Origin of the sequence: Shigella sp. FC1567, assembly GCF_001743015.1 — a bacterium.
GTDB classification, from domain to species: Bacteria; Pseudomonadota; Gammaproteobacteria; order Enterobacterales; family Enterobacteriaceae; genus Escherichia; species Escherichia coli.
This window is the reverse complement of the sequence record NZ_MIIV01000026.1, coordinates 1-13,237: the sequence shown is the minus strand read 5'-3', so window position 1 is coordinate 13,237 and position 13,237 is coordinate 1. Positions and strand designations below refer to the sequence as shown.

The 13,237-nt window shown below is 54.5% G+C and carries 11 protein-coding genes and 4 pseudogenes; 13 read left to right on the top strand and 2 right to left on the bottom strand.

The annotated features are described in order from the left end of the window. Positions 1-95: 95 nt before the first annotated feature. A pseudogene (locus tag BHE85_RS02285) lies at positions 96-1,193 on the bottom strand (transketolase family protein); the annotation flags it as partial. Between the two features lie 19 nt (positions 1,194-1,212). Further along, a complete protein-coding gene (gene tal / locus BHE85_RS02280) occupies positions 1,213-2,163 on the bottom strand; it encodes a transaldolase (protein ID WP_001003718.1) in 951 nt (316 codons plus the stop codon). Between the two features lie 288 nt (positions 2,164-2,451). Here tal and maeB point away from each other — a divergent pair, with 288 nt between their 5' ends. The 13 genes and pseudogenes from maeB to BHE85_RS02220 form a co-directional block, all read left to right on the top strand. Next, a complete protein-coding gene (gene maeB / locus BHE85_RS02275) occupies positions 2,452-4,731 on the top strand; it encodes an NADP-dependent oxaloacetate-decarboxylating malate dehydrogenase (protein WP_000342642.1) in 2,280 nt (759 codons plus the stop codon). A gap of 291 nt (positions 4,732-5,022) precedes the next feature. After that, on the top strand, positions 5,023-5,358 hold the full coding sequence (gene eutS, locus BHE85_RS02270; RefSeq protein ID WP_004985483.1) for an ethanolamine utilization microcompartment protein EutS: 336 nt from the start codon (positions 5,023-5,025) through the stop codon (positions 5,356-5,358). Between the two features lie 12 nt (positions 5,359-5,370). After that, positions 5,371-5,850, top strand: a complete 480-nt coding sequence (gene eutP / locus BHE85_RS02265; protein WP_000820764.1) for an ethanolamine utilization acetate kinase EutP — start codon at positions 5,371-5,373, stop codon at positions 5,848-5,850. Further along, positions 5,825-6,526, top strand: a complete 702-nt coding sequence (eutQ, locus tag BHE85_RS02260) for an ethanolamine utilization acetate kinase EutQ (RefSeq protein WP_000733907.1) — start codon at positions 5,825-5,827, stop codon at positions 6,524-6,526. Before eutP ends, eutQ begins: the two co-directional genes overlap by 26 nt. After that, on the top strand, positions 6,523-7,332 hold the full coding sequence (eutT, locus tag BHE85_RS02255) for an ethanolamine utilization cob(I)yrinic acid a,c-diamide adenosyltransferase EutT (protein WP_000651272.1): 810 nt from the start codon (positions 6,523-6,525) through the stop codon (positions 7,330-7,332). Before eutQ ends, eutT begins: the two co-directional genes overlap by 4 nt. Beyond that, positions 7,322-8,338: a phosphate acetyltransferase gene (gene pta / locus BHE85_RS02250; protein WP_000582965.1), complete on the top strand. Its 1,017-nt coding sequence runs from the start codon at positions 7,322-7,324 to the stop codon at positions 8,336-8,338. The genes eutT and pta overlap by 11 nt, the downstream gene beginning before the upstream one ends. 38 nt (positions 8,339-8,376) lie before the next feature. Continuing rightward, positions 8,377-8,670 (top strand): ethanolamine utilization microcompartment protein EutM, encoded by a 294-nt coding sequence (eutM, locus tag BHE85_RS02245; RefSeq protein WP_000387713.1) that lies wholly within the window; start codon positions 8,377-8,379, stop codon positions 8,668-8,670. Between the two features lie 106 nt (positions 8,671-8,776). Continuing rightward, complete coding sequence (gene eutN / locus BHE85_RS02240; RefSeq protein ID WP_000762196.1) at positions 8,777-9,064, top strand: ethanolamine utilization microcompartment protein EutN; 288 nt, start codon at positions 8,777-8,779, stop codon at positions 9,062-9,064. A gap of 11 nt (positions 9,065-9,075) precedes the next feature. Beyond that, positions 9,076-10,478 (top strand): annotated as a pseudogene (locus BHE85_RS02235) (aldehyde dehydrogenase family protein). Positions 10,479-10,488: 10 nt separating this feature from the next. Next, positions 10,489-11,325 (top strand): annotated as a pseudogene (gene eutJ / locus BHE85_RS02230) (ethanolamine utilization protein EutJ). After that, complete coding sequence (gene eutB / locus BHE85_RS02225) at positions 11,315-12,937, top strand: ethanolamine ammonia-lyase subunit EutB (protein WP_001178782.1); 1,623 nt, start codon at positions 11,315-11,317, stop codon at positions 12,935-12,937. The pseudogene eutJ and the gene eutB overlap by 11 nt, the downstream one beginning before the upstream one ends. Positions 12,938-12,957: 20 nt before the next feature. Beyond that, positions 12,958-13,026 (top strand): annotated as a pseudogene (locus tag BHE85_RS28320) (ethanolamine ammonia-lyase); the annotation flags it as partial. Between the two features lie 46 nt (positions 13,027-13,072). Beyond that, the coding region (locus tag BHE85_RS02220) for an IS1 family transposase (protein WP_047664789.1) at positions 13,073-13,237 on the top strand (165 nt) is incomplete at its 3' end.

Below are 13,237 nucleotides of genomic sequence, written 5' to 3'. Positions count from 1 at the left end.
CCGTCGGATTTACTGCTACGTCGCCCTCAGGGAATTAAACCTAAAAAGAAAATCGTCAAAATTAGAGATTCCGGTTTGACACGGAAAGTCATATCAGCGTTAAGCGTATTTTGCGAAGCCTTACGGGTAGCGATTTTCGCCGGATTTGCCTGTAACTCATTGATATATTTCTGAGTCGTTTTCTCCCAGTCCTTCGGTAAATCACCGCTCATCCGTCGGGTAAACTCTTCTGCCAGTTGCGGATGAGCCTTTTTATAGGCGGCAAACTTCTCATTCCAGCTCTGCTGCGCTTTTTCGCCTTTTTCACGGGCATCCCAGGCGTGATAAATCTCTTTAGGGATCTCAAATGGCGGATGGTGCCAGCCCAGTTTTTGCCGTGCCAGCGCCACTTCTTCTTCCCCCAGTGGTGCGCCGTGCGCCTCTTCCTTACCTGCTTTATTCGGCGAACCAAAGCCAATCACCGTACGGCAGATAATCAGCGACGGCTTATCTTTCACGCTTTGCGCTTCAAGGATCGCTTCCTTCACCGCCTGCGGATCGTGACCGTCGATTTCATGGATCACATGCCAGTGATAGGCTTCAAAACGTTTTGCCGTATCGTCGGTAAACCAGCCTTCGGTTTCTCCATCAATCGAAATACCGTTGTGATCGTAAAAACCAATCAGCTTGCCCAGTCCTAGCGTGCCCGCCAGCGAACAGACTTCGTGGGAAATACCTTCCATCAGGCAGCCGTCGCCCATAAACACATAGGTGAAGTGATCGACAATTTCATGATCCGGCTGATTAAACTGCGCCGCCAGTGTACGCTCTGCTATCGCCAGTCCGACGGCGTTCGCCAAACCTTGTCCAAGTGGACCGGTGGTGGTTTCAACACCGGGCGTATAACCAATCTCCGGGTGGCCTGGGGTTTTCGAATGCAACTGACGGAAGTTCTTCAGCTCTTCCAGCGGCAGGTCGTAACCGGTCAGATGCAGCAAACTGTAGAGCAGCATCGACGCGTGACCGTTGGAAAGAATAAAGCGGTCGCGATCATACCCGGTTGGGTCGGTAGGGTTATGTTTAAGAAAATCGTTCCACAGCACTTCGGCAATATCAGCCATGCCCATCGGCGCGCCGGGATGACCAGAGTTGGCTTTTTGTACCGCATCCATACTGAGTGCGCGAATCGCATTGGCAAGGTCTTTTCGGGACATATAACACTCCGTGGCTGGTTTATAGTTTGGCGGCAAGAAGATCTTCCAGTTTGCGTTGATCAACGGCGAACAGACGAATGCCTTCAGACAGTTTTTCTACCGCCATCGCATCCTGATTGTGCTCCCAACGGAACTCCGCTTCGCTCATGGGAGCTGGGCGTGGGAACGTCTGAGAAGGTGGGATTAATTTACGTACCACTGGCGAAACTTTTTCCTGCAGCTCCTTCAGCAAATTCGGTGCGATAGTCAGTCGATCGCAGCCGGTTAAGGCGAGGATTTGTTCGGTGCGACGGAAGCTCGCGCCCATCACAATGGTTTCATAGTGGTGTTGCTTATAGTAGTCGTAGATATTGCGCACCGATTTAACGCCCGGATCTTCTTCCACCACATACGGGTCCATCGGCTTGCGTGCCTGATACCAGTCATAAATACGCCCGACAAACGGCGAAATCAGAAAAACGCCTGCTTCCGCACAGGCCCGCGCCTGGGCAAAAGAAAACAGCAGCGTCAGGTTGCAGTTAATACCTTCTTTTTCCAGCTCTTCTGCCGCGCTAATTCCTTCCCAGGTCGAAGCCAGTTTGATCAGAATGCGTGATTTCTCAACGCCTTGTTGCTGATACAAGTCCACCAGATGGCGCGCCTTCTCAATACTCTTTTCTTTATCAAAAGAGAGGCGTGCATCAACTTCTGTTGACACGCGACCGGGTACGATTTTGAGAATTTCAGCACCGAAATTGACCGCCAGTTTGTCACACGCTGCGACCACCTGTTGTTCCTGGGTCTTGCCATTTTTTTTACCCCAGGCGATAGCATCGTCTATTAAATGCTCATATTGTGATAATCCGGCAGCCTTGAGCAACAGCGAAGGATTGGTGGTGGCATCCTGGGGATGATAATGGCGAATGGACTCAATATCGCCGCTGTCTGCCACGACAGTGGTGAACTGTTTGATGCCGTCTAACTCGTTCATAGGAAATACTCCTTGAAAAGTAAAGTGTTAGATGAGTGCGTTAATTCACACTTCTGAGAAATTTCGCTAAACGCATCAAAAAAGCATAGCAGACAGGCATGGTATTGCTGGATTAAGCAGGTAACATCAGTGTTATAGGATTATTACCAAAACATTATATTAATGGTGAGAGTTTGGACTTGCTCAAAGTCTGTAGACTCCGGCGGGGTAATAATGTGCGCCACGTTGTGGGCAGGGGCTGTTGCCCACACACTTTATTTGTGAACGTTACGTGAAAGGAACAACCAAATGGATGACCAGTTAAAACAAAGTGCACTTGATTTCCATGAATTTCCAGTTCCAGGGAAAATCCAGGTTTCTCCAACCAAGCCTCTGGCAACGCAGCGCGATCTGGCGCTGGCCTACTCACCAGGCGTTGCCGCACCTTGTCTTGAAATCGAAAAAGACCCGTTAAAAGCCTACAAATATACCGCGCGCGGTAACCTGGTGGCGGTGATCTCTAACGGTACGGCGGTGCTGGGGTTAGGCAACATTGGCGCGCTGGCTGGCAAACCGGTGATGGAAGGCAAGGGCGTTCTGTTTAAGAAATTCGCCGGGATTGATGTATTTGACATTGAAGTTGATGAACTCGACCCGGACAAATTTATTGAAGTTGTCGCTGCGCTCGAACCGACCTTCGGCGGAATCAACCTCGAAGACATTAAAGCGCCAGAATGTTTCTATATTGAACAGAAACTGCGCGAGCGGATGAATATTCCGGTATTCCACGACGATCAGCACGGCACGGCAATCATCAGCACTGCCGCCATCCTCAACGGCTTGCGCGTGGTGGAGAAAAACATCTCCGACGTGCGGATGGTGGTTTCCGGCGCGGGTGCCGCAGCAATCGCCTGTATGAACCTGCTGGTAGCGCTGGGTCTGCAAAAACATAACATCGTGGTTTGCGATTCAAAAGGCGTTATCTATCAGGGCCGTGAGCCAAACATGGCGGAAACCAAAGCCGCATATGCGGTGGTGGACGACGGCAAACGTACCCTCGATGATGTGATTGAAGGCGCGGATATTTTCCTCGGATGTTCCGGCCCGAAAGTGCTGACCCAGGAAATGGTGAAGAAAATGGCTCGTGCGCCAATGATCCTGGCGCTGGCGAACCCGGAACCGGAAATTCTGCCGCCGCTGGCGAAAGAAGTGCGTCCGGATGCCATCATTTGCACCGGTCGTTCTGACTATCCGAACCAGGTGAACAACGTCCTGTGCTTCCCGTTCATCTTCCGTGGCGCGCTGGACGTTGGCGCAACCGCCATCAACGAAGAGATGAAACTGGCGGCGGTACGTGCGATTGCAGAACTCGCCCATGCGGAACAGAGCGAAGTGGTGGCTTCAGCGTATGGCGATCAGGATCTGAGCTTTGGTCCGGAATACATCATTCCAAAACCGTTTGATCCGCGCTTGATCGTTAAGATCGCTCCTGCGGTCGCTAAAGCCGCGATGGAGTCGGGCGTGGCGACGCGTCCGATTGCTGATTTCGACGTCTACATCGACAAGCTGACTGAGTTCGTTTACAAAACCAACCTGTTTATGAAGCCGATTTTCTCCCAGGCTCGCAAAGCGCCGAAGCGCGTTGTTCTGCCAGAAGGGGAAGAGGCGCGCGTTCTGCATGCCACTCAGGAACTGGTAACGCTGGGACTGGCGAAACCGATCCTTATCGGTCGTCCGAACGTGATCGAAATGCGCATTCAGAAACTGGGCTTGCAGATCAAAGCGGGCGTTGATTTTGAGATCGTCAATAACGAATCCGATCCGCGCTTTAAAGAGTACTGGACCGAATACTTCCAGATCATGAAGCGTCGCGGTGTCACTCAGGAACAGGCGCAGCGGGCGCTGATCAGTAACCCGACAGTGATCGGCGCGATCATGGTTCAGCGTGGGGAAGCCGATGCAATGATCTGCGGTACGGTGGGCGATTATCATGAACATTTTAGCGTGGTGAAAAATGTCTTTGGTTATCGCGATGGCGTTCACACCGCAGGTGCAATGAACGCGCTGCTGCTGCCGAGTGGTAACACCTTTATTGCCGATACCTACGTCAATGACGAACCAGACGCAGAAGAGCTGGCGGAGATCACCTTGATGGCGGCAGAAACTGTCCGTCGTTTTGGTATTGAGCCGCGCGTTGCTCTGTTGTCGCACTCCAACTTTGGTTCTTCTGACTGCCCGTCGTCGAGCAAAATGCGTCAGGCGCTGGAACTGGTCAGGGATCGTGCGCCAGATCTGATGATTGATGGTGAAATGCACGGCGATGCAGCGCTGGTGGAAGCGATTCGCAACGACCGTATGCCGGACAGCCCTTTGAAAGGTTCTGCCAATATTCTGGTGATGCCGAACATGGAAGCTGCCCGCATTAGTTACAACTTACTGCGCGTTTCCAGCTCGGAAGGTGTGACTGTCGGTCCGGTGCTGATGGGCGTGGCGAAACCGGTTCACGTGTTAACGCCGATCGCATCGGTGCGTCGTATCGTCAACATGGTGGCGCTGGCCGTGGTTGAAGCGCAAACCCAACCGCTGTAATTCTTTTTTAACTCTCACGCTTACCCTGAATATTCAGGGTAAGCGGTTTGGCTGCAATATATTAGTAAAGCTTATTACTGAGTTTGCGAATAATAAAAAAGCAGTCTATATAATATCTCGATATTATTTTATTTATATTCATGCGTTGCATATGAAAGTTTATGCACCACAGCGAATATCTCTCCATTCTTAGTGATCTACCTCACCTTTTAAACGCGCTTGCCGAATTTTGTTATTTACTCTGACGAAAAATTGTCACGATACACGAAAGTTTTTCACAGGCGGCGACTCATGGATAAAGAACGCATCATTCAGGAATTTGTGCCCGGCAAACAGGTCACACTGGCGCATCTCATCTCGCATCCCGGTGAGGAACTGGCGAAGAAAATCGGCGTTCCGGATGCGGGCGCAATTGGCATTATGACGCTAACTCCCGGCGAAACGGCGATGATCGCCGGTGATTTAGCGCTGAAAGCCGCTGATGTGCATATCGGTTTTCTCGACCGCTTCAGCGGTGCATTGGTGATTTATGGCTCGGTGGGCGCAGTAGAAGAAGCGTTATCACAAACCGTCAGCGGTTTAGGTCGCTTATTAAATTATACGCTTTGTGAAATGACCAAAAGTTAATACGAGGCATTCATGAAACGAATTGCGTTTGTGGGTAGTGTCGGGGCAGGAAAAACAACGTTATTTAATGCGTTGCAGGGGAATTATACCCTCGCCAGAAAAACACAGGCCGTGGAATTTAATGATAAGGGCGATATTGATACGCCGGGTGAATATTTTAGCCATCCCCGCTGGTATCACGCCTTAATTACCACGCTACAGGATGTAGACATGCTGATCTATGTCCATGGCGCAAATGACCCGGAAAGTCGGTTGCCTGCCGGGTTGCTGGATATTGGCGTCAGCAAACGGCAAATTGCCGTCATCAGTAAAACGGACATGCCAGATGCTGACGTCGCCGCAACGCGAAAGTTATTGCTTGAGACGGGTTTCGAAGAGCCGATTTTCGAGCTAAACAGCCACGACCCGCAAAGCGTGCAGCAACTGGTGGATTATCTGGCATCTCTCACCAAACAGGAGGAAGCAGGTGAAAAAACTCATCACAGCGAATGATATTCGTGAAGCACACGCGCGCGGCGAACAGGCAATGTCCGTGGTTCTGCGCGCCAGCATTATTACCCCGGAAGCCCGTGAAGTGGCGGATCTACTGGGTTTTACCATCACCGAATGTGATGAATCGATCCCGGTAACGGCGTCCGTGCCCGCCAGCGTGCCAGCCGACAAAACCGAAAGCCAGCGCATCCGCGAAACCATCATTGCCCAGCTGCCGGAAGGCCAGTTTACCGAAAGCCTGGTCGCACAGCTGATGGAAAAAGTGATGAAGGAAAAACAGTCGCTGGAGCAGGGCGCAATGCAGCCGAGCTTCAAATCGGTGACCGGCAAAGGCGGCATCAAAGTGATTGATGGCAGCAGCGTCAAGTTTGGTCGTTTCGACGGCGCAGAGCCGCATTGCGTGGGCTTGACTGATCTTGTGACCGGAGACGACGGCAGCAGCATGGCCGCCGGTTTTATGCAGTGGGAGAACGCATTCTTCCCGTGGACCCTGAACTACGACGAAATCGACATGGTGCTGGAAGGGGTGCTGCATGTTCGCCACGAAGGCCAAACCATGATCGCCAAAGCAGGCGACGTGATGTTTATCCCGAAAGGCTCCAGCATCGAATTTGGTATGACATCCAGCGTGAAATTCCTGTATGTCGCCTGGCCGGCTAACTGGCAATCCCTATGAAAGATTTCATCACCGAAGCATGGCTAAGAGCGAACCATACGCTCAGCGAAGGCGCAGAGATCCATCTCCCTGCGGACAGTCGCCTGACGCCCTCTGCCCGGGAGTTGCTGGAAAGCCGCCATCTGCGCATCAAGTTTATTGACGAGCAGGGCCGCCTGTTTGTTGACGATGAACAGCAGAAGCCGCAGCCCGTTCATGGGCTGACCAGTAGCGATGAACATCCGCAGGCGTGCTGCGAACTGTGCCGCCAGCCGGTGGCAAAAAAGCCGGATACGCTGACTCACCTGTCGGCGGAAAAAATGGTCGCCAAAAGCGATCCGCGTCTGGGTTTTCGCGCGGTTCTCGACAGCACCATTGCGCTGGCAGTGTGGCTGCAAATTGAACTGGCGGAACCGTGGCAGCCGTGGCTGGCGGATATCCGTTCGCGTCTTGGCAACATTATGCGCGCCGATGCGCTGGGGGAACCGCTGGGCTGCCAGGCGATTGTCGGGCTTTCTGACGAAGATCTGCATCGGCTTTCTCATCAGCCGCTGCGCTATCTCGACCACGATCATCTGGTGCTGGAAGCCAGCCACGGGCGCGATGCTGCGTTGCTCAATCTGCTACGCACCAAAGTGCGGGAAACCGAAACCGTAGCGGCGCAGGTCTTTATCACCCGCAGCTTTGAAGTATTACGCCCGGACATTTTGCAGGCGCTGAACCGCCTTTCCAGCACGGTCTACGTGATGATGATCCTGAGCGTAACGAAGCAGCCGCTAACGGTGAAGCAGATCCAACAACGACTGGGGGAACGCAATGATTATTGAACGTTGTCGTGAACTGGCGTTGCGAGCGCCCGCCAGAGTGGTTTTTCCGGATGCGTTAGATCAACGTGTGCTGAAAGCCGCGCAATATTTACATCAACAAGGTCTGGCAACGCCCATTCTGGTCGCCAATCCGTTTGAACTTCGTCAGTTTGCGCTCAGTCACGGCGTGGCGATGGACGGGCTACAGGTGATTGATCCGCATGGCAACCTCGCAATGCGGGAAGAATTTGCTCATCGCTGGCTGGCCCGCGCGGGCGAAAAAACGCCGCCGGATGCGCTGGAAAAACTTACCGACCCTCTGATGTTCGCCGCAGCAATGGTCAGCGCCGGTAAAGCGGATGTCTGTATCGCAGGCAACCTCTCTTCCACGGCAAATGTGCTGCGTGCCGGATTACGCATTATCGGCTTGCAGCCAGGCTGTAAAACGCTCTCTTTCATTTTCCTGATGTTGCCACAGTACAGCGGCCCGGCGTTGGGCTTTGCCGATTGCAGCGTGGTGCCACAGCCGACGGCGGCGCAGCTGGCGGATATCGCGCTTGCCAGTGCCGAAACCTGGCGCGCCATCACCGGAGAAGAGCCGCGCGTGGCGATGCTGTCGTTTTCCAGCAATGGTAGCGCCCGTCACCCCTGTGTTGCTAACGTCCAGCAGGCGACAGAAATCGTCCGTGAGCGCGCACCAAAGCTGGTGGTGGATGGCGAGTTACAGTTTGACGCCGCCTTCGTGCCGGAAGTGGCGGCGCAAAAAGCGCCTGCCAGCCCGCTACAGGGCAAGGCCAATGTGATGGTTTTTCCGTCGCTGGAAGCCGGAAATATTGGTTACAACATCGCACAACGACTCGGCGGATATCGTGCCGTCGGGCCACTGATACAAGGACTTGCCGTGCCGATGCACGATCTCTCTCGTGGTTGTAGCGTGCAGGAAATTATCGAGCTGGCGCTGGTGGCAGCTGTGCCGCGTCAGACAGAAGTGAACCGCGAAAGCAGTTTACAAACACTGGTTGAATGAACGGTCCCGTTCTGGACCCTGATAAAGAGGAAAGCACAATGGAAGCATTAGGAATGATCGAAACCCGGGGCCTGGTTGCACTGATTGAGGCTTCTGACGCGATGGTGAAAGCTGCGCGCGTCAAGCTGGTTGGTGTTAAGCAGATTGGCGGCGGCCTGTGTACTGCCATGGTTCGTGGTGATGTTGCAGCCTGTAAAGCCGCGACCGATGCAGGTGCCGCAGCGGCACAGCGTATCGGCGAGCTGGTATCTGTACACGTTATCCCGCGTCCGCACGGCGACCTGGAAGAAGTCTTCCCGATCGGCCTGAAAGGCGATAGCAGCAACCTGTAATCACCCTGTGTGACGTCGATTCGGGCGTTACGCTCTCTCCTTTTTCATTTTACCTTCTGCGGAGGGTAGGGGGAGCTTTTACCTGAAATACGCCACGGAGGCGGGTATGAAACTGGCAGTCGTCACTGGACAAATTGTTTGTACCGTACGCCATCACGGACTGGCGCATGACAAATTGCTGATGGTGGAAATGATTGATCCACAAGGTAATCCTGACGGGCAATGCGCCGTCGCCATCGACAATATTGGCGCGGGAACCGGGGAGTGGGTGTTACTGGTGAGTGGCAGTTCCGCCCGCCAGGCGCATAAAAGCGAAACGTCACCGGTCGATCTGTGCGTGATTGGCATTGTCGATGAGGTGGTGTCTGGCGGTCAGGTAATTTTCCACAAATAAGGCAGAACATCATGAATCAACAGGATATTGAACAGGTGGTGAAAGCGGTACTGCTGAAAATGCAAAGCAGTGACACGCCGCCCGCCGCCGTTCATGAGATGGGCGTTTTCGCGTCCCTGGATGACGCCGTTGCGGCAGCCAAAGTCGCCCAGCAAGGGTTAAAAAGCGTGGCAATGCGCCAGTTAGCCATTGCTGCCATTCGTGAGGCAGGCGAAAAACACGCCAGAGATTTAGCGGAACTTGCCGTCAGTGAAACCGGCATGGGCCGCGTTGAAGATAAATTTGCCAAAAACGTCGCTCAGGCGCGCGGCACGCCAGGCGTTGAGTGTCTCTCTCCGCAGGTGCTGACCGGCGACAACGGCCTGACTTTAATTGAAAACGCGCCCTGGGGCGTGGTGGCTTCGGTAACTCCGTCCACTAACCCGGCGGCAACCGTAATTAATAACGCCATCAGCCTGATTGCCGCGGGCAACAGCGTCATTTTTGCCCCGCATCCGGCGGCGAAAAAAGTCTCCCAGCGGGCGATCACGCTGCTCAACCAGGCGATTGTTGCCGCAGGCGGGCCGGAAAACTTACTGGTTACTGTGGCAAATCCGGATATCGAAACCGCGCAGCGTTTGTTCAAGTTTCCGGGCATCGGCCTTCTGGTGGTGACCGGCGGCGAAGCGGTAGTAGAAGCGGCGCGTAAACACACCAATAAACGTCTGATTGCCGCAGGCGCTGGCAACCCGCCGGTAGTGGTGGATGAAACCGCCGACCTCGCCCGTGCCGCTCAGTCCATCGTCAAAGGCGCTTCTTTCGATAACAACATCATTTGTGCCGACGAAAAGGTACTGATTGTTGTTGATAGCGTAGCCGATGAACTGATGCGTCTGATGGAAGGCCAGCACGCGGTGAAACTGACCGCAGAACAGGCGCAGCAGCTGCAACCGGTGTTGCTGAAAAATATCGACGAGCGCGGAAAAGGCACCGTCAGCCGTGACTGGGTTGGTCGCGATGCGGCGAAAATCGCGGCGGCAATCGGCCTGAACGTGCCGCAAGAAACGCGTTTGCTGTTTGTGGAAACCACTGCAGAACATCCGTTTGCCGTGACCGAACTGATGATGCCGGTGCTGCCCGTCGTGCGCGTCGCCAACGTGGCGGATGCCATTGCGCTGGCGGTGAAACTGGAAGGCGGTTGCCACCACACGGCGCAATGCACTCGCGCAACATCGAAAACATGAACCAGATGGCGAATGCTATTGATACCAGCATTTTCGTTAAGAACGGACCGTGCATTGCCGGGCTGGGGCTGGGCGGGGAAGGCTGGACCACCATGACCATCACCACGCCAACCGGTGAAGGGGTAACCAGCGCGCGTACGTTTGTCCGTCTGCGTCGCTGTGTATTAGTCGATGCGTTTCGCATTGTTTAAGGAGTAACAGATGGCGCACGACGAACAATGGCTCACCCCACGTCTGCAAACGGCGGCAACGCTGTGTAACCAGACGCCCGCCGCGACGGAATCTCCGCTGTGGCTGGGGGTGGATCTGGGGCACCTGCGATGTGGTGTCGATGGTTGTCGACCGCGACGGTCAGCCGGTGGCGGTATGCCTCGACTGGGCCGATGTGGTCCGCGACGGCATCGTCTGGGATTTCTTCGGCGCTGTCACCATTGTTCGTCGCCATCTCGACACGCTCGAGCAGCAATTCGGTCGCCGTTTTAGCCATGCGGCGACTTCATTTCCTCCAGGTACGGACCCGCGTATTTCCATCAACGTGCTGGAGTCTGCTGGACTGGAAGTGGCCATGTGCTGGATGAGCCAACCGCAGTTGCGGAGCTGCTGCAACTGGACAACGCCGGTGTAGTGGATATCGGCGGCGGCACTACCGGCATTGCCATCGTGAAAAAGGGCAAGGTGACGTACTCGGCGGATGAAGCAACCGGCGGACATCACATCTCTCTGACTCTCGCCGGAAATCGCCGTATTTCGCTGGAAGAGGCGGAGCAGTACAAGCGCGGTCACGGTGAAGAGATTTGGCCTACGGTGAAACCGGTGTACGAAAAAATGGCGGACATTGTCGCCCGGCATATTGAAGGGCAGGGCATTACTGATTTATGGCTGGCGGGCGGCTCTTGTATGCAACCGGGCGTGGCGGAACTGTTTCGCAAACAATTCCCGGCGTTACAGGTGCATTTACCGCAGCACAGTTTGTTTATGACCCCGCTGGCGATCGCCAGTAGTGGGCGAGAGAAAGCGGAGGGGCTATATGCAAAATGAATTGCAGACCGCGCTCTTTCAGGCGTTCGATACCCTGAATCTGCAACGGGTAAAAACATTTAGCGTTCCACCGGTGACGCTTTGCGGTCCGGGCTCGGTGAGCAGTTGCGGACAGCAAGCGCAAACGCGTGGGCTGAAACATCTGTTCGTGATGGCAGACAGCTTTTTGCATCAGGCAGGGATGACCGCCGGGCTGACGCGCAGCCTGGCTGTTAAAGGCATCGCCATGACGCTCTGGCCATGTCCGGTGGGCGAACCGTGCATCACCGACGTGTGTGCAGCCGTGGCGCAGTTGCGTGAGTCAGGCTGTGATGGGGTGATCGCATTTGGCGGCGGCTCGGTGCTGGATGCGGCGAAAGCCGTGGCGTTGCTGGTGACGAACCCGGATAGCACGCTGGCAGAGATGTCAGAAACCAGCGTTCTGCAACCGCGCTTGCCGCTGATTGCCTATGAAGATGACTGCGTGACGCGGCTGATTCAGGACGATGTTAACGAAACGGCCTACAACCAGATTAAAAACTGGAGCATCAGCGAACTGCGTGAGTATGTGCTGAGCGATGAAACTAGCGTGGACGACATTGCCTTTACCCGCAAAGGGCTGACCTCGGAAGTGGTCGCGGCGGTAGCGAAGATTTGCTCCAACGCGGACCTGATCTACGGCGCGAAGAAAATGCCGGTAATCAAAAAGGCCAATACCACCATCGGTATTCCGGGCACCTTCAGCGCCCGTTTGCAGCCAAATGACACTCGTGACGACGTGCAAAGTATCGCCGCGCAAATCTACGAAGGGCTTTCCTTCGGGGTGGGCGATGCGGTGATCGGCGTCAACCCGGTAACTGACGACGTGGAAAACTTAAGCCGCGTGCTGGATACCATTTATGGCGTGATCGACAAATTCAACATCCCAACTCAGGGCTGCGTACTGGCGCACGTCACCACCCAGATCGAAGCGATTCGTCGCGGCGCGCCTGGCGGACTGATTTTCCAGAGTATCTGTGGCAGCGAAAAAGGGCTGAAAGAGTTTGGCGTGGAACTGGCGATGCTCGACGAAGCGCGCGCAGTGGGTGCAGAGTTCAACCGTATCGCCGGGGAAAACTGCCTCTACTTCGAAACCGGACAAGGCTCTGCGCTATCCGCTGGCGCTAACTTCGGCGCTGACCAGGTGACGATGGAAGCACGTAACTATGGGCTGGCGCGTCATTACGATCCGTTTATCGTCAACACCGTGGTCGGCTTTATTGGGCCGGAGTATCTCTACAACGACCGCCAGATTATCCGTGCTGGCTTAGAAGATCACTTTATGGGCAAGCTGAGCGGCATCTCTATGGGCTGTGACTGCTGCTACACCAACCACGCTGACGCTGACCAGAACCTCAACGAAAACCTGATGATCCTGCTCGCCACCGCAGGCTGCAACTACATCATGGGGATGCCGCTGGGTGATGACATCATGCTCAACTACCAGACCACCGCATTCCACGATACCGCCACTGTGCGTCAGTTACTCAACCTGCGCCCGTCACCAGAGTTTGAACGCTGGCTGGAAAGCATGGGCATTATGGCAAACGGTCGCCTGACCAAACGGGCGGGCGATCCGTCACTGTTCTTCTGATGACGCGGAGATAACACATCATGGATCAAAAACAGATTGAAGAAATTGTACGCAGCGTGATGGCGTCAATGGGACAAACGGGTAATGCTGCCAACTTACTGATTTAGTGTATGATGGTGATTTTAAGGTGCTTGCGTGGCTTCCATTTCCATCAGATGTCCTTCCTGCTCCGCTACTGAAGGCGTGGTGCGTAACGGCAAAAGCACTGCCGGACATCAGCGCTATCTCTGCTCTCATTGCCGTAAAACATGGCAACTACAGTTCACTTACACCGCCTCTCAGCCCGGTACGCACCAGAAA

What these genes read in the sequence shown, in the direction of transcription:
- tal (WP_001003718.1), bottom strand. Translation starts at nt 2,163, where the DNA reads ATGAACGAGTTAGACGGCATCAAACAGTTCACCACTGTCGTGGCAGAC.
- maeB (WP_000342642.1), top strand. Translation starts at nt 2,452, where the DNA reads ATGGATGACCAGTTAAAACAAAGTGCACTTGATTTCCATGAATTTCCA.
- eutS (WP_004985483.1), top strand. Translation starts at nt 5,023, where the DNA reads ATGGATAAAGAACGCATCATTCAGGAATTTGTGCCCGGCAAACAGGTC.
- eutP (WP_000820764.1), top strand. Translation starts at nt 5,371, where the DNA reads ATGAAACGAATTGCGTTTGTGGGTAGTGTCGGGGCAGGAAAAACAACG.
- eutT (WP_000651272.1), top strand. Translation starts at nt 6,523, where the DNA reads ATGAAAGATTTCATCACCGAAGCATGGCTAAGAGCGAACCATACGCTC.
- pta (WP_000582965.1), top strand. Translation starts at nt 7,322, where the DNA reads ATGATTATTGAACGTTGTCGTGAACTGGCGTTGCGAGCGCCCGCCAGA.
- eutM (WP_000387713.1), top strand. Translation starts at nt 8,377, where the DNA reads ATGGAAGCATTAGGAATGATCGAAACCCGGGGCCTGGTTGCACTGATT.
- eutN (WP_000762196.1), top strand. Translation starts at nt 8,777, where the DNA reads ATGAAACTGGCAGTCGTCACTGGACAAATTGTTTGTACCGTACGCCAT.
- eutB (WP_001178782.1), top strand. Translation starts at nt 11,315, where the DNA reads ATGCAAAATGAATTGCAGACCGCGCTCTTTCAGGCGTTCGATACCCTG.